This is a genomic window from Arthrobacter nitrophenolicus (assembly GCF_045833485.1).
In the GTDB taxonomy this organism is placed as follows: Bacteria; Actinomycetota; Actinomycetes; order Actinomycetales; family Micrococcaceae; genus Arthrobacter; species Arthrobacter nitrophenolicus.
The window spans coordinates 3214249-3233374 of sequence record NZ_CP174504.1 but is presented as its reverse complement, the minus strand read 5'-3'; the positions used below and the strand labels follow the sequence as shown (position 1 = coordinate 3233374).

General features: G+C 66.6%; 20 protein-coding genes and 3 tRNA genes. 8 read left to right on the top strand and 15 right to left on the bottom strand.

The window, feature by feature from the left end; translation table 11 throughout:
• Nucleotides 1–24: 24 nt before the first annotated feature.
• The 4 genes from ACJJV6_RS14930 to ACJJV6_RS14915 are packed head-to-tail and all read left to right on the top strand — an operon-like array spanning nt 25 to nt 3305.
• Complete coding sequence (locus tag ACJJV6_RS14930) at nt 25–741, top strand: LytTR family DNA-binding domain-containing protein (RefSeq protein WP_009357878.1); 717 nt, start codon at nt 25–27, stop codon at nt 739–741.
• The gene (locus tag ACJJV6_RS14925; protein ID WP_009357879.1) at nt 738–1088 is read left to right on the top strand and encodes a hypothetical protein; all 351 of its coding nucleotides are present in this window, start codon (nt 738–740) and stop codon (nt 1086–1088) included. The genes ACJJV6_RS14930 and ACJJV6_RS14925 overlap by 4 nt, the downstream gene beginning before the upstream one ends.
• Nucleotides 1089–1130: 42 nt before the next feature.
• Nucleotides 1131–2597 carry a cation acetate symporter gene (locus ACJJV6_RS14920; RefSeq protein WP_009357880.1) on the top strand — a complete coding sequence of 489 codons (1467 nt, stop codon included), beginning with the start codon at nt 1131–1133 and terminating at the stop codon, nt 2595–2597.
• Nucleotides 2598–2615: 18 nt separating this feature from the next.
• Nucleotides 2616–3305 (top strand): hypothetical protein, encoded by a 690-nt coding sequence (locus tag ACJJV6_RS14915; protein ID WP_035752671.1) that lies wholly within the window; start codon nt 2616–2618, stop codon nt 3303–3305.
• A 19-nt stretch (nt 3306–3324) separates the two neighbouring features.
• Here ACJJV6_RS14915 and ACJJV6_RS14910 read toward each other — a convergent pair whose 3' ends face one another.
• The 6 genes from ACJJV6_RS14910 to rpsB all read right to left on the bottom strand — a co-directional run bounded on the left by ACJJV6_RS14910 (nt 3325) and on the right by rpsB (nt 8280).
• Nucleotides 3325–3909 carry a DivIVA domain-containing protein gene (locus ACJJV6_RS14910; protein ID WP_035752651.1) on the bottom strand — a complete coding sequence of 195 codons (585 nt, stop codon included), beginning with the start codon at nt 3907–3909 and terminating at the stop codon, nt 3325–3327.
• A gap of 75 nt (nt 3910–3984) precedes the next feature.
• A complete protein-coding gene (locus ACJJV6_RS14905; RefSeq protein ID WP_009357883.1) occupies nt 3985–4908 on the bottom strand; it encodes a phosphatidate cytidylyltransferase in 924 nt (307 codons plus the stop codon).
• Nucleotides 4908–5465 (bottom strand): ribosome recycling factor, encoded by a 558-nt coding sequence (gene frr, locus ACJJV6_RS14900; RefSeq protein WP_009357884.1) that lies wholly within the window; start codon nt 5463–5465, stop codon nt 4908–4910. The genes ACJJV6_RS14905 and frr overlap by 1 nt, the downstream gene beginning before the upstream one ends.
• Nucleotides 5466–5592: 127 nt before the next feature.
• Entirely contained in the window at nt 5593–6330 is a 738-nt protein-coding gene (gene pyrH / locus ACJJV6_RS14895) for a UMP kinase (protein ID WP_009357885.1), read from the bottom strand.
• Between the two features lie 134 nt (nt 6331–6464).
• A complete protein-coding gene (tsf, locus tag ACJJV6_RS14890; protein ID WP_133349998.1) occupies nt 6465–7301 on the bottom strand; it encodes a translation elongation factor Ts in 837 nt (278 codons plus the stop codon).
• Between the two features lie 127 nt (nt 7302–7428).
• Nucleotides 7429–8280 carry a 30S ribosomal protein S2 gene (gene rpsB, locus ACJJV6_RS14885; RefSeq protein ID WP_009357887.1) on the bottom strand — a complete coding sequence of 284 codons (852 nt, stop codon included), beginning with the start codon at nt 8278–8280 and terminating at the stop codon, nt 7429–7431.
• A 449-nt stretch (nt 8281–8729) separates the two neighbouring features.
• Here rpsB and ACJJV6_RS14880 point away from each other — a divergent pair, with 449 nt between their 5' ends.
• Nucleotides 8730–9308 (top strand): M23 family metallopeptidase, encoded by a 579-nt coding sequence (locus ACJJV6_RS14880; RefSeq protein ID WP_009357888.1) that lies wholly within the window; start codon nt 8730–8732, stop codon nt 9306–9308.
• Between the two features lie 46 nt (nt 9309–9354).
• Here the strand turns inward: ACJJV6_RS14880 and ACJJV6_RS14875 are convergent, their stop codons facing one another.
• The 6 genes from ACJJV6_RS14875 to ACJJV6_RS14850 all read right to left on the bottom strand — a co-directional run bounded on the left by ACJJV6_RS14875 (nt 9355) and on the right by ACJJV6_RS14850 (nt 14599).
• Nucleotides 9355–10545: an acyl-CoA dehydrogenase family protein gene (locus ACJJV6_RS14875; RefSeq protein ID WP_407709325.1), complete on the bottom strand. Its 1191-nt coding sequence runs from the start codon at nt 10543–10545 to the stop codon at nt 9355–9357.
• A 138-nt stretch (nt 10546–10683) separates the two neighbouring features.
• Nucleotides 10684–10757 (bottom strand) — tRNA-Ile (locus tag ACJJV6_RS14870).
• 73 nt (nt 10758–10830) lie between these two features.
• Nucleotides 10831–12027, bottom strand: coding sequence for a glycosyltransferase (locus tag ACJJV6_RS14865; RefSeq protein ID WP_407709324.1), 1197 nt, complete (start codon nt 12025–12027; stop codon nt 10831–10833).
• 105 nt (nt 12028–12132) lie between these two features.
• On the bottom strand, nt 12133–13041 hold the full coding sequence (locus ACJJV6_RS14860) for a DMT family transporter (protein ID WP_009357891.1): 909 nt from the start codon (nt 13039–13041) through the stop codon (nt 12133–12135).
• Entirely contained in the window at nt 13041–13664 is a 624-nt protein-coding gene (locus tag ACJJV6_RS14855; protein WP_407709323.1) for a CDP-alcohol phosphatidyltransferase family protein, read from the bottom strand. The genes ACJJV6_RS14860 and ACJJV6_RS14855 overlap by 1 nt, the downstream gene beginning before the upstream one ends.
• An 80-nt stretch (nt 13665–13744) precedes the next feature.
• Nucleotides 13745–14599, bottom strand: a complete 855-nt coding sequence (locus ACJJV6_RS14850) for a phage holin family protein (protein ID WP_407709322.1) — start codon at nt 14597–14599, stop codon at nt 13745–13747.
• A gap of 175 nt (nt 14600–14774) precedes the next feature.
• Here ACJJV6_RS14850 and ACJJV6_RS14845 point away from each other — a divergent pair, with 175 nt between their 5' ends.
• The 3 genes from ACJJV6_RS14845 (at nt 14775) to ACJJV6_RS14835 (ending at nt 16723) form a co-directional block, all read left to right on the top strand.
• Nucleotides 14775–15998 (top strand): multidrug effflux MFS transporter, encoded by a 1224-nt coding sequence (locus ACJJV6_RS14845; RefSeq protein ID WP_133350012.1) that lies wholly within the window; start codon nt 14775–14777, stop codon nt 15996–15998.
• 55 nt (nt 15999–16053) lie between these two features.
• Nucleotides 16054–16245 carry a hypothetical protein gene (locus ACJJV6_RS14840; protein ID WP_009357894.1) on the top strand — a complete coding sequence of 64 codons (192 nt, stop codon included), beginning with the start codon at nt 16054–16056 and terminating at the stop codon, nt 16243–16245.
• Nucleotides 16246–16315: 70 nt separating this feature from the next.
• The gene (locus ACJJV6_RS14835) at nt 16316–16723 is read left to right on the top strand and encodes a hypothetical protein (protein WP_133350014.1); all 408 of its coding nucleotides are present in this window, start codon (nt 16316–16318) and stop codon (nt 16721–16723) included.
• A gap of 52 nt (nt 16724–16775) precedes the next feature.
• Here the strand turns inward: ACJJV6_RS14835 and ACJJV6_RS14830 are convergent.
• The 3 genes from ACJJV6_RS14830 to dnaG all read right to left on the bottom strand — a co-directional run bounded on the left by ACJJV6_RS14830 (nt 16776) and on the right by dnaG (nt 19070).
• A tRNA-Asn gene (locus ACJJV6_RS14830) sits at nt 16776–16848 on the bottom strand.
• Nucleotides 16849–16994: 146 nt separating this feature from the next.
• Nucleotides 16995–17067 (bottom strand) — tRNA-Asn (locus tag ACJJV6_RS14825).
• Between the two features lie 77 nt (nt 17068–17144).
• Nucleotides 17145–19070, bottom strand: a complete 1926-nt coding sequence (gene dnaG / locus ACJJV6_RS14820; protein ID WP_407709321.1) for a DNA primase — start codon at nt 19068–19070, stop codon at nt 17145–17147.
• Nucleotides 19071–19126 lie beyond the last annotated feature (56 nt).

Here is a 19126-nt window from a genome sequence, read left to right as displayed (position 1 = left end):
CCGCCGGAAAGCTACCCTAGGAAGATGATTAACGTCCTCGTCGTTGATGATGAGCTGCCCGCCTTGGAAGAACTCGCGTTCCTGCTGGGCAGGGACGGCCGGATCGGCAAAATCCTCCGCGCGACATCCGGGACCGAAGCCCTCCGGGCCCTGTCCACCGGGTCAGTGGACGCCGTCTTCCTGGACATCCACATGCCGGCGGTCTCCGGGCTGGACATCGCCCGCGCCATTTCCAGGAGCAGCAACCCGCCGGCGGTGGTGTTTGTCACCGCTGACGAGGAACATGCCCTCGCGGCCTTCGAACTCGCCGCAGTCGACTATCTCCTCAAGCCCATCCGGGCGGAGCGCCTGGCCCGTTCGGTGGGCCGGATCGCAGAGCTGCGCGACGGCGGCGGCTCGCCGGAGATGATCACCGTGGACCAGGGCGGATCCACCAAAATGATCAGGCGCGACGACGTCACGTACGTGCAGGCGCAGGGAGACTACGCCCGGCTCCACACAGCCGACGCCAGCTACCTCATCCGGGTTCCGCTGGCCGATCTTGAGCAGCAGTGGGCGGAAGCCGGTTTCATCCGCACGCACCGTTCCTACCTGGTATCGCTCAAGCACGTCGCCTCCATGAAGCTCGCGGCCGACGGTCCCTGCGTCATGGTGGCAGGTGCCAGCCTTCCCATCAGCAGGCGCCACCTGCCCCTGGTGCGGGAAAAGCTGGAGGCCACCCGGATCAGGCCCAGCGCATGACCAGGGTCCGCGTGACAGCTCCCGCCACCGCCGCCCGGGCCACCCAGGAGAGCCGCGAAGCCGCCCTGGAATCGGACGTTGGCCAGGTCTTCGTCCGGTCCCTGATCAGGTCGCAGCTGCGGCTGGCGCTGGTGGTGGCCTTCGGCTTCCTGCTGATCCTTGCCGCATTTCCGCTGCTCCTGGCAACAGTTCCGGGCCTGGCCGAAGCCCGCATCGCGGGCATCCCGTTCGCCTGGCTCCTGCTGGGGGCCGGCATCTACCCGGTGATCGGGCTCAGTGCGTGGCTGTACATCCGGACGGCCGCCCGCAACGAGGCCCGCTACCGGGACCTGGCCGGTGACCAGTGAGCGCGGTCATCGTGCCGGCGGGCGGGGACAGGTGACGCGGCAGTGAACCCCGGCGTGGCAATCACCGCACTGGCCGTGGTTTCCGTGGCCACAGCTGTGATCGGCTTCTACGGCCTGCGGATTTCCCGCACCACGGGGGACTTCTATGTGGCGTCGCGGACGGTGCGCCCTTGGTGGAACGCCTCGGCCATCGGCGGCGAATACCTGTCCGCAGCGAGTTTCCTTGGTGTGGCCGGCCTCATCCTGCTGTCCGGCACCGACGCGTTGTGGTTTCCGGTGGGATACACGGCGGGGTACCTGATGCTGCTGCTGTTCGTCGCGGCGCCGCTGCGGCGCTCCGGCGCGTATACGATCCCCGATTTCACCGAGGCCAGGCTGGACTCCCGGGCCGTCCGGAAGGTCACCAGCCTGGTGGTGGTGCTTGTGGGCTGGCTGTACATCGTCCCGCAGCTGCAGGGCGCCGCCCTGACCATCCGGATCACCACCGGCCTGCCGTCGTGGGTTGGCTCCGTGGCCGTGGTGGTGGTCGTCTGCCTCACCGTGGTGGCGGGCGGAATGCGGTCCATCACCTTCGTCCAGGCTTTCCAGTACTGGCTGAAGCTGACAGCCCTGGCGGTGCCCGTGCTGTTCATCGTGTTCATGCTGGCCGGCAGCGGCACCCCCGAACTGTCGCCGCCGGCTGTGAATCCCACCGGTGCGCCTCCCGCCGGGCTCTACCAGGGTGTGTCCCTGATGGTGGCGCTGCTGTTCGGCACGCTGGGGCTGCCGCACGTGCTGGTCCGGTTCTACACCAACCCGGACGGGCAGTCCGCACGGCGGACCACCCTGATCGTCCTGGGGCTGCTGTCCGTCTTCTACCTGTTTCCCACCGCCTGCGGCCTGGTGGCGCGGATGTTCGCCCCGGACCTGGCACGTTCCGGCCAGGCCGACGCAGTGGTGCTCCTGCTCCCGGGGAAACTGGTGGGCGGGACGGCCGGCGAGCTGCTCTCGGCGCTGGTGGTGGCAGGCGCGTTCGCCGCGTTCCTGTCCACCACATCGGGCCTGGTGGTCTCCCTCGCCGGCGTCATCAGCCAGGACGTCCTGGGCGCCGGCGTCAACGGATTCCGGCTCGCGGCGGTGGTGTCCGCCGTCGTGCCGCTGGGATTTGCCTTTCTGACCGATTCCTTCACCCTCGCCGGCAGCGTCGGCCTGGTCTTCGCCTTTACCGCCTCCACCGTGTGTCCCGTCCTGCTCCTGGGGATCTGGTGGCGGGGCCTGACCGACGCCGGTGCCATCGCCGGGATGGTGACCGGCGGGCTCCTGTGCGGCGGGGCCATGATCACCAGCGCGGTGGCAGGGGCCGGGAATACCCCGGGATGGCTGGCGCAGCCGGCGGCGTGGAGCGTTCCCGCAGCCTTCGCCGTGATGGTGGTGGTTTCACTCGCCACGGCCGGGCGGGTGCCGCAGACCATGGCACGGGTCATGACCCGCCTCCACACCCCGGAGCGGCCGCTGGCCACGGAACGCTGATGGGTGGACAATGACGCCATGTCCACCGACGGCGGAAGTCCGTTAGGCCGGCAGGAGCCGGTGCCTCCGGCTGTGCGGGCGCAACTGCTCGCCACTGAGCACTGGGGGCTGCTGGCATCCCGCAGCACCACCCAGAGCGAGGTGCTGACCCGGATCAGCATGTTCCTCACCTTTACCTCGGCCAGCATCGTCAGTGTGGCCCTCGTGGGCCAGGCCACCAGGTTTTCGGAGGCGTTCGTCCTGCTGGCCGTGGTTGTCCTCTTCATTGACGTGGCGATGGGCCTGCTCACCCAGGTGCGGGTGATGAACGTCGGCAACGAAGACCTCATGTACGTGACCGCGATGAACAGGCTGCGGGCTGCCTACGTTGACCTCGACCCCGGCGTGGCGCCGTACCTCCTGGCGGCACACCACGACGACGAGGCAGGCTCGGCGCGCACGTACTTCTTCTTCGGAAACCGCAGTGCGCTCAGCCACGTGGCCGGGAGCAGCATGATCTTCATGACCACCGCCAACGCGGCCCTGATCGCCATCCTGTCCGGCCTGCTGCTTACGTTGTTCGGGGCGGGGATGACCGCGGCGATCATCGTGGGAGCAGTGTGTGGCGTCGCGTTCGTGGCTGCCTGGTCCGTCTACGGCTACCGCAGCTACGCCGGAATCTGGCGCAGGTTCGCGCCGCTGTCCCCCACCCCGCCGGGCGAAAGCTGAGCCCTGGTGGCCCGGCCGGTCAGTCGATGGCGGCCATCAGTTCCACAACGCGGTCCAGGAACGCATCCACCTGGGCTTCCTCGTAGCCTTCGCGGCCGACGGCGGGCCGGAATACCGCGCGGCGGACACTGTCCACGCTCAGCGGCTTGTCCTGCTCCAGGTACGCCACGAGTTCCCGGCAAAGGCGGTCCACGTCTGCAGTGTTGTAGCTGCGCGCCTTCTTTTTGGCGGGGCGCCGGAAACGCTCGCCGTCGGGCCGGTGCAGCCGCCCGCGGAGGATTCCGGAGAGGTTCCCGATCTCCCGCAGCCAGGCTTCCTCGCCCTGGGCTGCAATCAGTTCGTCCCGTTCCCGCCGGGCGAAGGCGTCCTCGAGCCGGTCCAGGGCAGCATCCACCACGGCGGCCGAGTAGCCGCCCTTGACCGGGTCAAAGGAGACGGCGCGGACGTCGGCGCTGTTGACCGGATGGGTTGCGGCTTCGGGGGTTTCCAGGGATACCCGCGCGCGCTGCAGGAACTGGTCCACCTGCCGGGCGTTGTATCCGTACTCGCCGCGCTGCACGCGCTCAAAGGACCCGGGGATCTGCCGATGAATGTCCAATGCCACTGTGATTCCTTCAATGCTCTTCGGCCGGAGCGCCGCTGCACCAGTTTAGGGGTGCCGGTCCGGCCGGGGTGTGTGTCAGGCTCCGGCGACCAGTCCGTAGAGGACAAAGACCACCGGCGATGCAAACACGATGGAGTCGAGCCTGTCCATGACTCCACCATGGCCGGGCAGGATGCTGCTCATGTCCTTGACGCCCAGTTCGCGCTTGACCATGGATTCGGCGAGGTCGCCGGCGGTGGATGCGGCCACGGTACCGACTGCCAGCACCACCCCCACCCACCAGGGCTTGTCGAGGATGAACAGGCAGGCCAGGATGCCGATGAGCATGGCGCCGCCCACGGAGCCGGCGAACCCCTCCCAGGACTTCTTCGGGCTGATCTTGGGCGCCATGGGATGCTTTCCCAGGGATGCGCCCACGAGGTAGCCGAAGGTGTCGTTGGACACGACCAGCAGGAGCATCACCGCAATCTGCCAGGCGCCTTCGGGAATGGTCCCCCCGGGCCAGAGCCCCAGCGGGGAGGCCCCGCCGGTGGCGTGCAGCGGCAGCGCGGCAAAGCTGATGAAGAACGGGACCCAGCCCAGGGTGAAGACGCCGGCGAAAATACTGTTGGCCGAGCCTGCGGCGCTTTCGATGGACCGCCACAGGAGCACGGCCACGGAACTGAGCAGCATGCCGAACAGCAGGCTTTCGATGCCGCCGAAGTAGGCCACGAACGGCATGGCCACCGTGCCGGTCATCACCGGGACGATGGGCATCCTTGTTCCGTTGGCTTCAAGCGCCCGGTAGATTTCCCAGACGCCGAAGACGGCGAAGGCCGTGGTGACGGCAACGAAGGCGAGCGGGAGGAACAGCAGTCCGCCCAGCACCGCAAAGAGCATGGCAAGGCCCACCACGACGGCGGCCGGCAGGTTACGGCCGGCCTTCGGCGTCGGATTGCTCCTGGGCTGCTTCCCCCGTGTGCGTGCCCGTGGTGCGGGGGCCTGATCTGCCTGGCCCATCAGACTTCGAGCAGCTCTGCTTCCTTGCGCTTCAGCAGCTCGTCGATGCCATCCACGTGGGCCTTGGTGATGCTGTCCAGTTCCTTCTCGGCGCGGGTGCCTTCGTCCTCGCCGGCCTCGCCGTCCTTGACCAGCCGGTCCAGGGTTTCCTTGGCCTTGCGGCGGATGTTGCGGATGGAGATCTTTGCGTCTTCGCCCTTGGTCTTGACGATCTTGACGTATTCCTTGCGGCGTTCCTTGGTCAGTTCCGGAATGGTGATCCGGATGACGTTGCCGTCGTTGGACGGGTTGGCGCCGACCTCCGAATCGCTGAGCGCGCGTTCGATATCGCGCATCGCGGTCTTGTCGAACGGGGTGATCAGGATGGTCCGTGCATCCGGGATGGCGAACGAAGCCAGCTGCTGCAGCGGCGTGGGGGAACCGTAGTAGTCCACCAGGACCTTGTTGTAGAGGCCCGGGTTGGCCCGGCCGGTGCGGACAGCGGCGAAGTCTTCCTTGGCCACTTCTACAGCCTTGTCCATCTTCTCTTCGGCTTCGAGCAAGGTTTCTTCTATCACGGTCTCTCCTGACGGTTGTGGTGCAGTCCGGGGCGCCGGCTCCGTGCACGTGGTTCTCGGTTGCTGTTTCCGTCCCCCGCCCGGAAAGGCAGGGGGCGGAACTGTCCTGAAAACATCCTAGCCGCAGCTAGGCAGTGACCAGCGTGCCCAGCTTTTCGCCGAGGATGGCACGGGTGACGTTGCCTTCACCTTCCATGCCGAAGACCACCATGGAGAGGTTGTTGTCCTTGCACATGGTCATGGCCGTCTGGTCCATGACGCGGATGTCGCGGCGGAGCGCGTCGTCGTAGCTGAGGGTTTCGAGCCGCTCGGCAGAAGGGTCCTTCTTGGGGTCGGCCGTGTAGACGGCGTCCACTCCGCTCTTGGCCATCAGGACGACGTCGGCGTGCACTTCGAGCGCGCGCTGCGCGGCCACGGTATCGGTGGAGAAGTAGGGCAGGCCGGCTCCGGCGCCGAAGATCACCACGCGGCCCTTTTCCATGTGCCGGATGGCGCGGCGGGGAATGTAGGCCTCGGCTACCTGGCCCATGGTGATGGCGCTCTGGACACGCGTCTCCACGCCGGCCTGCTCGAGGAAATCCTGGAGCGCCAGGCAGTTCATGACGGTTCCCAGCATGCCCATGTAGTCGGCGCGGGAGCGGTCCATGCCGCTCTGGGACAGCTCTGCCCCGCGGAAGAAGTTGCCGCCGCCAACCACGATGGCCACTTCAACCTCGGGGACGGCCGCCGCGATCTGTTTGGCGACGTCGCGGACGGTTTCCGGGTCGACGCCCAGTTTCCCGCCGCCGAAGACCTCGCCGGAAAGCTTCAGGAGGACCCGGCGCCTGCTTTTCTCTGGCTGGATTACAGTGTTGACGGCTTCCATGATGCCTTCCCGTTGATGACTCTGAAAAAAGGTTATCCTGCCGGCACCAAAGGCCGGTACCGGCGGCGTTTCGCACAGATTGCGTGCATGCAAAAGGGGCGGCCACCGAAGTGGCCACCCCCTTGCAGTTTCGACTAGGAGCCGACGCGGAAACGCGTGAACGCGGTTCCCTTGACACCGGCCTCTTCGAGGACCTGTGCCACGGACTTCTTGGCGTCCTTCGCGAATGCCTGGTCAACCAGGACCTCGCCCTTGTAGAAGCCGGTCACGCGGCCTTCCACGATCTTGGTGAGGGCGGCTTCCGGCTTGCCTTCGGCCTTGGCGGTTTCTTCGGCGATGCGGCGCTCGGACTCCACCAGCTCGGACGGAACGTCCTCGCGGGTCAGGTAGTTCGGGGCCATCGCGGCGATGTGCACGGCAACGTCGTGGGCGGCGGTGGCAGCGGCTTCGCCTTCACCGTCGACTGCGAACAGCACGCCAACCTGGGCGGGCAGGTCCTTGGAGGTCTTGTGCAGGTAAGCGTCGACCGTGGCACCCTCAACGCGGGAGATGCGGCGGACAACAACCTTCTCGCCCAGGACGGCGCCTTCTTCGACGACGACCTCGGACAGCGGCTTGCCGTCGACCTCGGTGGCGAGCAGGGTCTCCAGGTCGGCAGCGCCGGACTCGACGGCAACGGCCAGGACCTTGTCAGCCAGCTGGATGAACTTGTCAGCCTTGGCAACGAAGTCGGTCTCGCAGTTGACCTCGATCATGACGCCGACGCCGTTGCTGACCTTGGCAGCAACGAGGCCTTCGGCGGTGGAGCGGCCTTCACGCTTGGTGGCGCCCTTGAGGCCCTTGATGCGGATGATTTCGATGGCCTTCTCGGCGTCGCCGTTGGCTTCGTCAAGAGCCTTCTTGACGTCCATCATGCCGGCGCCGGTGCGCTCGCGCAGGGCCTTGATGTCCGCGGCAGTGTAGTTCGCCATGTGAACCCCTCTGTCTAGAAATTTGTTGTGGTGTACGGACCGACAGGACGGCTGCCCATTTTCATGGGCGGCCATCCTGTCAGCAGCTCCGGCTGCAGGCAGCGCGGAGAATCCGGATTTAGTTGTCTTACTTGGCGTCGTCGGCGGGAGCCTCGGCAGCAGCCGGAGCTTCAGCTTCTTCGGCCGCGGCAGGGGCAGCAGCCTCTTCGGCCTTGCTGCCTTCGAGGAGCTCGCGCTCCCACTCGGCCAGCGGCTCTTCCGGAGCTTCGGCAGCACCCGAGCCGCGGTTGTTGCGGGCGATGAGGCCCTCGGCAACAGCGTCGGCAACAACGCGGGTCAGGAGGTTCACGGAGCGGATGGCGTCGTCGTTGCCCGGGATCGGGAAGTCGACTTCGTCCGGATCGCAGTTGGTGTCCAGGATGGCCACAACCGGGATGTTCAGCTTCTTGGCCTCGTCAACGGCGAGGTGTTCCTTCTTGGTGTCCACGACCCAGAGCAGGGACGGTGCCTTGGTCAGGTTGCGGATACCGCCGAGGTTGGACTCGAGCTTGGTGAGCTCGCGCTTGAGGAGCAGCAGCTCCTTCTTGGTGTACGCGGAACCGGCGACGTCGTCGAAGTCGATCTCTTCGAGTTCCTTCATGCGCTGGATGCGCTTGGCGACGGTCTGGAAGTTGGTCAGCATACCGCCGAGCCAGCGCTGGTTGACGTAGGGCTGGCCAACGCGGGTTGCCTGCTCGGCAATTGCTTCCTGGGCCTGCTTCTTGGTGCCGACGAAGAGCACGGTACCGCCGTGGGCAACAGTGGCCTTGACGAACTCGTAGGCGCGGTCGATGTAGGACAGCGACTGCTGCAGGTCGATGATGTAGATGCCGTTGCGCTCGGTGAAGATGAAGCGCTTCATCTTCGGGTTCCAACGGCGGGTCTGGTGTCCAAAGTGGACGCCGCTGTCAAGCAGCTGGCGCATGGTTACGACGGGCATGCCGACGCTCCTTCCGGCAGGTCATTCATGAGAGAGCCCTCAGGCTTCTTACCCTGCCAATAGTTGACGGTTGATTTAGCGTGGCCCGGTTCGGGCCGTGCTCCTGGCATCCATCACGCTTCCCATCCGCGCCGGAGGGCACGGACCGCAGGAGGCATGATCCGCCAAAGGCTGGGCCGGGGCTTTCACCTTGTGGAGGGCTGGATGCGCGTAGTCAGCTGCCGCTCCCCCACACTCCTGAATGGGGCGTGCCGACGCAATCCGGACAGGCAAATGCACCGCAGGGGTGATCCACTGGTACGGGAAGCGTTGAGGGCGCAGCAAACTGCTCCACCAAGTGTACTACAGGGACCCGCTTCCGCCGGACAGGGGCGGCCCGCAGGAACGGCTTATCCACATAGGTCCCGCCACGCCTGCCCGCCCCGCTTTTCCGGGCGCATGCTGGCCAGATGAAACCCCAGCTCCTCCTGGCCGCACTGCTGATGCTCCCCGCTTCGGTGGGGTCCGCAGCACAGCCCCCGCCGTTCAGCCCCGGTTCCCCCTCGACTGCGCTGGGGACGATTGCGGAGACGACGACGGCCGGGGGCATTGGCCCCGATGTCGCCGCACCCTCCTGGCAGTGGCCGCTGGCTCCCCGGCCGCGTGTGCTGCGGGCTTTCGATCCTCCCCCGAAGCCATGGTTGAGCGGACACAGGGGCGTGGACCTCGGGGCAGCGCACGACGGCGCGGCGGTCACCTCCCCGGCGGCCGGTACGGTCAGCTTCGTGGGCGTCGTGGTTGACCGCCCGGTGATCACCATCGACCACGGGAACGGGCTTCGCAGCAGCTTCGAACCCGTGGCGAGCACCTTGGCTGCCGGGGCCGCAGTGGGTGCCGGCCAGGTTGTCGGCACGGCGCTTCCCGGCCATTGCGGAACTGCAGCCTGCATCCATTGGGGCGTGCGCCGCGGCGACGCCTACGTCAATCCCCTGCAGTTTGTCACGGATATGAGGCCTTCCATCCTCCTGCCCCTGGGCGCCCCACCCTAGCGCCTCCGGGTCACGCAAAGGCGACCGGCCATGGAAAGCAGCCGGGTCAGACGATGGCGGAAATGCCGGTGACGGCCCGGCCGGTGACCAGCGTGTTGATTTCTGCGGTTCCCTCGTAGGAGTAGATGGCCTCGGCGTCGGCAAAGATCTTCGCCATTCCGTAGTCCGTCACGATCCCGTTGCCTCCCAGGATGCTGCGGCCGATGGCCACGCTGTCACGCATCCGCTCTGTGGTGAAGGCCTTGGCCAGCGCGGACTGCTCGTCCCTGGCCATGCCTGCGTCTTCCAGCTGGGAGAGCCGGACCATCATTCCCATGGAGCTGACGGCGTTGCCCAGGATCGTGACCAGCTGGCTCTGTACCAGCTGGAAGGATGCCAGCGGCCGGCCGAACTGGTGCCGCTCCACCGCGTAGCGCCGGGCGACGTCGAAGGCTGCCAGCTGCTGGCCCACCGCCTGCCAGGCAACCCCGAGGCGGGTGACCTTGAGGACCTTGTTGACGTCGCGGAAACTGTTGGCGTGCTCCAGCTTGAAGAAGTCGGGCACCACCACGTTGTCCAGGGTGATGTCGGCGTTTTGGACGGTGCGGAGGGAGATCTTGTTCTCAATTTTTTCGGCGCTGAACCCGGGGAGCGAGGTGTCCACCAGGAAGCCCTTGACCTGGTTGTCATCCACGTCGCGGGCGTAGAGAACCACCCAGTCGGAGAAGGTGGCGTTGCCGATCCAGCGCTTGGCACCGTTGAGGATCCAGCTGCCGCCGTCCTGCCGCGCGGTGGTCCGCGTACCGCCTGCCACGTCGCTGCCGCCCAGCGGCTCGGTGAGCCCGAAGGCTCCGATCTTCTTCATGGCGTAGATATCGGGAAGCCACGCGTCCTTCTGTTCCTGCGAGGCGAGGGTTTCGATGGACCCGGTAAAGAGCCCGTCGTGGACGCCCATGAAGGTGGCGATGGAGGCGTCGGCGCGGGTTACTTCGGCGTGGAGCAGGCCGGCGAACAGGTTGGAGCAGCCCTGCCGCCGGACCGGGCTGACCAGGTCAATCTCGGCGAGCTTGGGAATGAGGTCCATCGGGAACTCGCCCCGGTTCCAGAAGTCCACGGCGATAGGCCGCACTTCCCGGGCCAGGAAGTCCCGGACTTCGGCCAGCCGGTCCTGTTCCTTGGCGGTGAGCAGCTGCTCAAAGGCGAAGAAGTCGCCGTCGGCGTAGGGAAGGTCAAAGGGGTCTGCAGCAGGCGTGGACATGGTTGCCCTCCAGGTGTTCAGCGGCCGGTACTCTCCGAAGCGGAGCGGGATAAGTTACTGGTCAGTAACATACCGCACATTGGGCGCTTAACAAAGGAAACCGCGGCCGACGTGGATCGTCGGCCGCGGTTTCTGGAGTAGGGCTACTCGGACTTGAACCGAGGACCTTAGGATTATGAGTCCCGCGCTCTAACCAGCTGAGCTATAGCCCCGTGCTGCCCGGCCGCAGCGAAAACGAACTGCGGCGGCAGGGCAAAAACACTCTAGCAAAACCCGGGCGCGGTTTTAGACCACCTTGTCCTCATAGCTGGCGCCACGGTAGAGGTCCTCGAAGGTCTGCAGGGTGCCCTGGATGCTGTGGGGTTCCACCATCGCCCGGCTGGCCTTGCCCATGGCCTGCTGCTGGTCCTTGGGCAGCTGGAGGATCTGGGTGATCTTCTTGGCCAGGTCATCGCTGTCGTTGGGGGTGAAGAGGTAGCCGTTCTCGCCGTCGCGCACCAGGTGCGGCAGCGCCATGGCGTCCGCCAGAACAACCGGGGTGGAGGCGGACATGGCCTCGAGGGTCACCAGCGACTGCAGCTCGGCAGTGCCCGGCATGCAGAAAAGGTCTGCCTTGATGTAGGCCTTCCGCAGGTCCTCGTCGCTGACCAGGCCCAGGAACTTCACCCGGCTGCCCAGGCCCAGCCGCTGCACGAGTTCCTCCAGGGCGGTCCGGACCTCGCCGCTGCCCACGATCTCCAGGTGCACGTTCAGTTCCGCCGGGGTCTTGCCGATGGCCCGGATGAGGACGTCGACGTGTTTCTCTTCCGCGAGCCTGCCGGCGAACATGACGGTGGGGTACGGGTGCGGTTCGATCACCTCGCCGGGCTGCAGCTCATAGGCTGCGGAGTCGATGCCGTTGGACAGCGGCAGGACTTTGCGGAGGAACGCATGCTCGTGCATGGCCTTGGCCGCCAGCGGCGTGGGGGTGGTAATCACATCCGCCTGGCCCATCACCTTGCCCATGTCCTTCCAGGAGATGCGGCCGATGATGTCCTTGAACCACTGCGGGAACGGCAGGAAGGGGTTGAGGTTTTCCGGCATGAAGTGGTTGGTGGCCACGATCCGCACACCGCGCTTCACAGCCTCGTACAGGACGTGCTCACCGATCATGTAGTGGCTCTGGATGTGGACCACGTCCGGCTTCACGCGGTCGAACAGCAGGCTGATTTCCTTCTTGATTTCCCAGGGAAAGCAGATGCGGAAGTATTCATGGGTGGGGGCGGCGTGGGAGCGCAGGCGGTGCACCGTGGCCTCGTCACGGAATTCCGTGTAGCTCTTGCCCTTGCTGTCCCGGCAGGCCAGCACGTGCACGTTGTGGCCCCGGCCTGTCATGCCCTTGGCCAGGCGGTAGCCGAACTGGGCTGCGCCATTGATATGGGGCGGATAGGTGTCCGCGGCGATCAGGATGGTCAGTGGCGGCTGGTCGGCTGGCGTGGTCACGTGGAAAGCTCCTGATGGTCACGGTGCGGACAGCGATGACTGGCAGCACGGCTGGCCCGGCGTGGTTGTACCCGGCTTCGTGGACTTGCTGGATCGGTGGACGGTCTAGTGTGAGGGCCTGCCCGCGGTCTTCCGCGCGTCCTTCTTGCGCTTGGTGACCTCGGGGTGGTGGCGGGAAAGGGCGATAACCCCAACGATAGCAAGGGAAGCGGCGGTTCCCATGGCAATTGCCATAACGGCGTGCACATCCGGCCGGAGTTCGCCGAGGATAACAATGCCGATGGCAATGCCCACGATGGGGTCGATCACAGTCAGCCCGGCGATCACCAGGTCCGGCGGCCCGGTGGAGTATGCGCTTTGGACGAACCAGGACCCCAGTCCGCCGGCGGCGATAATCGCGACCACCGAATACCAGGGCACGTTCAGCAGGAACAGCCCGTTGGGATCCAGCAGGTGCTTGCCGATGATCCGGGTCAGCACCGCCACGAATCCGAACAGCACACCGGCTCCCAGGATGTACACGAAAGCGTTCATCCGGTGCCGGAACATGACCGCCAGGGTGCCGAACAGTCCCACGGCCAGCGCCAGCAGCAGCACGATGGTGAGCTCGTCCTCCACGCTGACATGGTGGTTTTCCTGGGTGACGGTGACCGCCAGCAGGACGAAGAGCGCGGACCCGGTGACGCAGGCGGTGATGGCCACCACCGTGGCGCGGTTGATGGTGAGGTCCTGGTCGCGGGCGTTGACGATGGTGGTGATCACCAGGGCAATGGCCCCGATGGGCTGCACGACGGTCAGCGGGGCGGAGACGAGGGCGACGGCGTTCATCGCCATGCCGGCCCCGAGCAGCAGGAGCCCGAAGACCCAGCGGGGGTTCCGCAGCAGGCGGAGGAAGCCGTTGGAACTCAATGCCAGGCCGCCGGTGTCCGCCTTGACGGCGCTGCCCTGGCGCTGGGCACCGAGGGCGAGGCAGAAGGCGCCGAGAACCGCGAGGGCGACGGCCACCCAGACCATCAGGCGGTCCCGTCGTCGTGGCTGCTGCGCGCCCTGCCCTTGCGGAGCATTGCCCAGAAGTAGTTGTAGGCGGCAATCCAGTGGCCCAGCAGGCCCAGGCCCAGCACGATCCAGGCGGCAATAAACAGCCCGTCAGAGAACCCGGTCTCCAGCCGGGAGAGGAGCAGCATCGGCGTCCCCAGCAGCAGCAGCCCCGTGCGGACCTTCCCCACCACGCTGACGGGAAGGTCCGGGTGGCCGTGGAAGAGGGAGAGGGTCAGGACCAGCAGGACGGCGTCCGGAACCACCAGCGCGGCCAGGTAGAGCCAGTGCACGACGCCGGCAATCACCAGGGTGACGGCGACGGCGATCATGGCGAGGCGGTCGGCGATCGGGTCCAGGACGCGACCCAATTTCGACGCCTGGTCAAACCGGCGGGCCACATAGCCGTCTATCCAGTCGGTTCCTGCCATCACGGCAAGGACCACCACTCCGGCACCGTATTCCTTCTGCGCCAGGACCAGCCAGATGAAGAGCGGAACGCCCATGAACCGCACCACGGTGAGCAGGTTGGGGATGGTGAAGACCACGTCGTGGTCCACCTGCGGGCGGCCGGGACGGGAGCCGGCACCAATGAACTTCACCCGTCCCCCTTCCTTCCTGCTGCCTGGTTGGCGCGGTCTTTTCGTGGCCGGCGGGCACGCCGGCGCCCGGCTGCCGAATGCTAGTAAGTCCGGATCAGCTTCCGGAGCAGGACCAGCAGCACTGTCCCGGCGGCAGCCAGGGCCGCCAGCGGCTTCCAGCGTTTTTGCAGTCTCCCGGTGGAGCCGGAGAGCGCGGCCAGCCGTGCACCGGCGGCGTCCTTCGCGCGGAGGGCGAGGACCTGGCCCTGCCGGACCTTGCCTTGGGCTGCGGCGAGCAGGTACTGCGCCTGCGTCTTGACGTCCAGCTCGCTGCCGAGCTCGTCGCGGACCTCGGTGAGGTGGTGGCGGCGCTGGTTGAGGCGGCGCGCCAGCTCCGGTTCGGAAGCGTGCGGGAATTCCTTGTCGTGCTCTGCCGCCTTCGCCGCCTTCTCGGCCTTGGCCTTGGCGGCGGCCTGCTCCTTGGCGGCCTTGGCAGCCTTTGCCTCGGGGCTGTCCGGGTCGAGGACCGCGGCGTTGAAGGCGGAGCCTTCCTTGGCGACACCGACGTCGTGCCTGATGCCCCGGATGGTTTCTTCCGGAAGCAGGGGCATGGCCTTCTTGAACTTGCGCAGCCCGATGAGGCCGCCGATGAGGGCTATGAGCAGGAACGCCGCGGAGACCAGCAAGGCTGCCAGCCAGGCGGGCATGATGGTGGCCAAACCCATGATGGCCGCGACGATGAGCCCGACCACCAGGAAGGACAGGAAAACCAGTGCAACGGCGAAGAAGGCGGCAGCGACGCCCACCTGGACGCCTTTGCGCTTGAGCTCGAACTTGGCGAAGGCGATCTCGTCGTTCAGCTGGCGCGGGGCCAGCCGGAAGAGGAGTTTTAGCGTCCTGGGCAGCGCGGTGATGCGCAATCCGGGGCTGGTGCCCCCGCTGTGACGTCCGCTCATCGGTTCCGCCTTACTGGTTTTGTTCGATCCGGCTTCCGTGTCCTGCAGGAAAGTGCTCGGCACAGTCCCCGGCACAAAACTATCATTCAGGTTCAGGGCGAACTTTCGGGGCTTGCCGGGCGGCGCGGCCTACAACGCTGAAAATCACTGCCCGCCGGGCCTAGGATTGACATCCGTGACCACTCCCTCCAATCCGGGCGATTTGCTGAGCCGACGCCGGAAGCTTCTGTACATCCTCCTTCTCGGTGCGCTGACGGCCCTGGGTCCGTTCACGATCGACCTCTACCTGCCGGCGTTTCCCGCCTTGGAGGCGAGCCTGGGGGTTACCGAGGCGCAGGTCCAGCTGACCCTGGCCGGGACGACCGTGGGCTTTGCCTTCGGGCAGCTGGTGGTGGGACCGTTCAGCGACAAGTTCGGCCGGAGGTATCCGCTCATCCTGGCCACGGCCCTGCACATCGCCGCGTCGCTGGGAGCGGCCCTGTCCACGGACATCACCACACTGGGCATCTTCCGGGTGCTGATGGGCGTCGGCGCTGCCGGCGGCGGCGTGGTTGCGATGGCCATGGTGCGTGACCTCTTCTCCGGGTATGCCATGGTGCGGATGTTCTCCCGGATGAGCCTGGTCAACGGCCTGGCACCGATCCTGGCACCGGTCATCGGATCGCAGCTGCTGCTGGTGATGGAGTGGCCCGGGATCTTCGTCTTCCTTGCCTCCTACGGCACCCTGGTCATCATCGCCGCGCTGTTCCTGGTCCGCGAGACCCTCCCCCCGGAAAAGCGCGGCCAGAGCGGCATGACCGTCCGGCAGCGTTACCGCGTGCTCTTCAGCGACCGGATCTTCGTGGGCCTGCTCATGGTGGCGGGGCTGAATTTCGGCGGGCTCTTCACGTACCTCTCCGCTTCACCCTTCCTGTTCCAGGACGTGTTCGGGTTCTCCGCGCAGGAATACGGCCTGCTGTTCGGCATCAACTCCCTGGGCATCGTGGCCGGGGTGCAAACCAGCTCCCGCCTCATCCGCCGGGTGCCCCCGCAATGGATCCTGGCCGGAGCCACGGCCTGGCTGTTCCTCATGGCCATGCTGATCGTGCTGTTCGACCAGCTGGGCTTTGGCCTGTGGGGCGTCATGGTGCCGCTGTGGTTCTACATCATGGGCACCGGATTCATGTTCCCCTGCGTCCAGGTCCTGGCGCTTGCCGGCCACGCCTCCCAGGCAGGCACCGCGGCGTCCCTGCTGGGTGCAGCCACCTTCATGATGGCCGGCCTCATTTCGCCGGTGGTGGGCTGGCTGGGCATCACCAGTGCCACGCCCATGGGGGCTGTGCAGGCCGCCTGTATCCTGCTGGCCATCGCGGCCCTCTGGCTGGTGGTCCGCCCGCGCACGGTACCCTCAATCCACTGAAGCACTCCATGGACTGCACCTCCGGCCAGTCCGGCCAGGTACCGGGAAGGAAGCCATGACCCGCACACCGCACCGCAACGGCCGCGGGCTCTTCCTCGGCGTGGTGCTGGGCGCCGTCGTGGGCTATTTCGCGGGGCGTGCCCTCGGCAACCCCGCCATGGGCATCGCGCTCGGCGCGGTGGCCGGCGCGGCACTGCTGTACCGCGTCAACCCGGGGCCCTGGCGCCGGGACCGTGACCGGCCTTAGCCCGCAGCCACCGGAGCGCCACCTGCCCGGCATCTGCCCCGCTGCGCCCCTCCCGCGATAAAATGTGTCCGTGCCCAGCTGGCAGGATCAACCGCCGCTTCCGGCCACATGGCAACGGTGCGACGCCGGGATCCTGCCATTGTGGTGGGAGCGGCTGTGCGCCCAGATGGGACAGCAGTCGGCCGCCCTGTACGCCGCCGGACTCTTTACCGAGGACCGCCGCCGGCCGATCGCCCAATGGTTCAACCCCGCGTTCAAGGCGGCCCTGCTGGTGGCCCCGGAAACCTCCCCGGAATGGCCCGTGCAGCGGTTCGGAATCTTCTACGCGCCGCCGGACGCAGGAGTTGTGCGGATCCACTCGGCCCCGCACGAATGGAGCCCGCGGCAGCCGCGCCGGTCCCCCACGGAAAAGGAAGCCTTCGAGGCCGCCATCGCCGAGGCCGAGAGGTTCCTGCAGGTGGAAATGGATTTCGTCTGACATAAAAAAGTCCCCGTCCTTCCAGCTGGAAGGACGGGGACTTTTTGGTGAGCTCCTCCTGCTGGACTTGAACCAGCAACCCTTCGATTAACAGTCGAATGCTCTGCCAATTGAGCTAAGGAGGAATGAAGCAGGTATGACATTAGCAAAGGTGCCCGGCGAAAGTGAAATCGGCGGATTTCCGCGGCAGAACGGGCTGCTCCCGGACGCACGGCAACCCGCCGGGGCAACAAAAATCCCCGCTCCGGAAGACCGGAACGGGGATTGGAAGCTCCTCCTGCTGGACTTGAACCAGCAACCCTTCGATTAACAGTCGAATGCTCTGCCAATTGAGCTAAGGAGGAATGAAGCGGGTATTAGCCTAGCAAACACTCCGCCGGGAAACGAAATCGGGGAACCGGACCTCTGCCAGGCGGGCGGGCTACGCCTCGGCGCGCAGGGCCCGGCGTTCCATTTCCAGCATCAGCAGTTCCCGGTTGAGCCGCTGGTAGGTTTCCGGATCCGACGCCGGATCCAGCCGCTGCAGCTGGCCCATCTTGTCCGCCTTGACCCGGGTGATCTGCAGCTCGAACAGGCGGGACAGGATGTCCCGGCAGTACTTCTGCACCGCTTCCTCCGTGCTCGCGGGCAATGGCACCACAGCCAGCTCGGATACCAGCGGCCGCAGCGGTTCCGGCACCTCATGCATCACGTGCTCCACCCACCGCACGGGATCAACCACCAGGCCCGGCCCGGTGGCCCGCATGGCGTCGTGGACGGCCTGGAACGCAGGGGTGGCGAACCTGGCAGCCGCGAACCGGTCCCACACGCCTCCTTCCAGCAGGGACGGCATCTGGAGCGCCACCTCGAGCGCCTGGCGCTCCATGGAGGCCACGGGGTCCCGGGGGTCCGGCCGGTGGTAGGACGGCACGGCGCCCGACGGCGGCCCGGCAGCCACGCCTGGTCCCCCGGCTGGAGCCGGCACGGCCTGCTGGCCCTGGGGCTGCGGGCCGGGTGCGGGCGGGCGTCCGGCATCGCCACGCTTGACCGCTGCATTCACGAGCCGCAGCACCTCGTTCGGGTCCGGCATGCCCAGCCAGCCGGTGAGCGCCTGGCAGTAGCCGGTCCGGGTGGAAGTGTCCCGGATAGCCGCCACCACGGGCACGGAGGCTTTCAGGCCCTGCACGCGGCCTTCCACGGTGTCCAGGTTGAACTGCTTCAGCGTGGCGCGGATGGCGAATTCGAACAGCGGCCGGCGGGACTGCACCAGCGCGTGCACCGCTTCATCACCCTTGCTTTGGCGCAGGTCGCAGGGGTCGGCGCCGCTGGGCTCCACGGCCACGTAGGTCTGGGCGGTGAAGCGCTGGTCTTCCTCGAAGGCCCGCAGTGCGGCCTTCTGGCCGGCGGCGTCACCGTCGAAGCAGAAGATCACCTCTCCCCCGGAGCCGTCATCGGACAGCAGCCGGCGGGCAATCTTGATGTGTTCGGTGCCGAAGGCGGTGCCGCAGGTGGCCACCGCCGTCGTGATTCCTGCCAGGTGGCATGCCATGACATCGGTGTAACCCTCCACCACCACCAGCTGCCGGTCCTTGGCTATGCTGCGTTTGCCGAGGTCGATGCCGTAGAGGACCTGGGACTTCTTGTACAGCGCCGTTTCCGGGGTGTTGAGGTACTTGGGCCCCTGGTCGTCCTCGTAGAGCCTGCGGGCACCGAAGCCGATGGTGTCGCCGGCGATGTCCCGGATGGGCCAGATCAGGCGGCCACGGAAACGGTCGTAAATCCCCCGGTTCCCTTCGGAAAACATGCCCGTCAGCTTCAGCTCGGCGTCGGTGAAGCCGCGCCCGCGCAGGTGTTTGAGGAGCGCGTCCCAGCCTTGCGGGGCGTAGCCGCAGCCGAAGTGCTCCGCCGCCGCGCGGTCAAAGCCGCGGCCGTGCAGGAAGGTCCGGGCCTCAGCCGCCCCCGGAGTCAGCAACTGGGCGCGGAAGAATTCGTCCGCGATCTTGTGGGCGTCCAGCAGCCGCTGCCGGCGGCCCACTTCCTCCCGGTTGGGGCCGGTGCCGCCGTCCTCGTACCGCAGCTCGTAGCCGATGCGGGCCGCGAGTTTCTCGACGGCCTCCTGGAACGAGCTGTGGTCCTGCTTCTGGACGAAGGCGATGACGTCGCCGTCCTCGCCGCAGCCGAAGCAGTGGTAGCGGCCCACCTGGGGCCGGACGGTGAAGGACGGCGAGCGCTCGTCATGGAACGGGCACAGGCCCTTGAAGGTCCCCAGCCCGGCGCCCTTGAGCGTGACGTAGCCGTCAACAACTTCCTTGATGTCCGTGCGCTGGCGTACTTCGTCAATATCTTCGCGTTTGATCAGGCCGGCCACAGGGTAATCCTAGTGTCGGGGTACGACGGCGGCCGGCAGGCCGAGACGAACGTCAC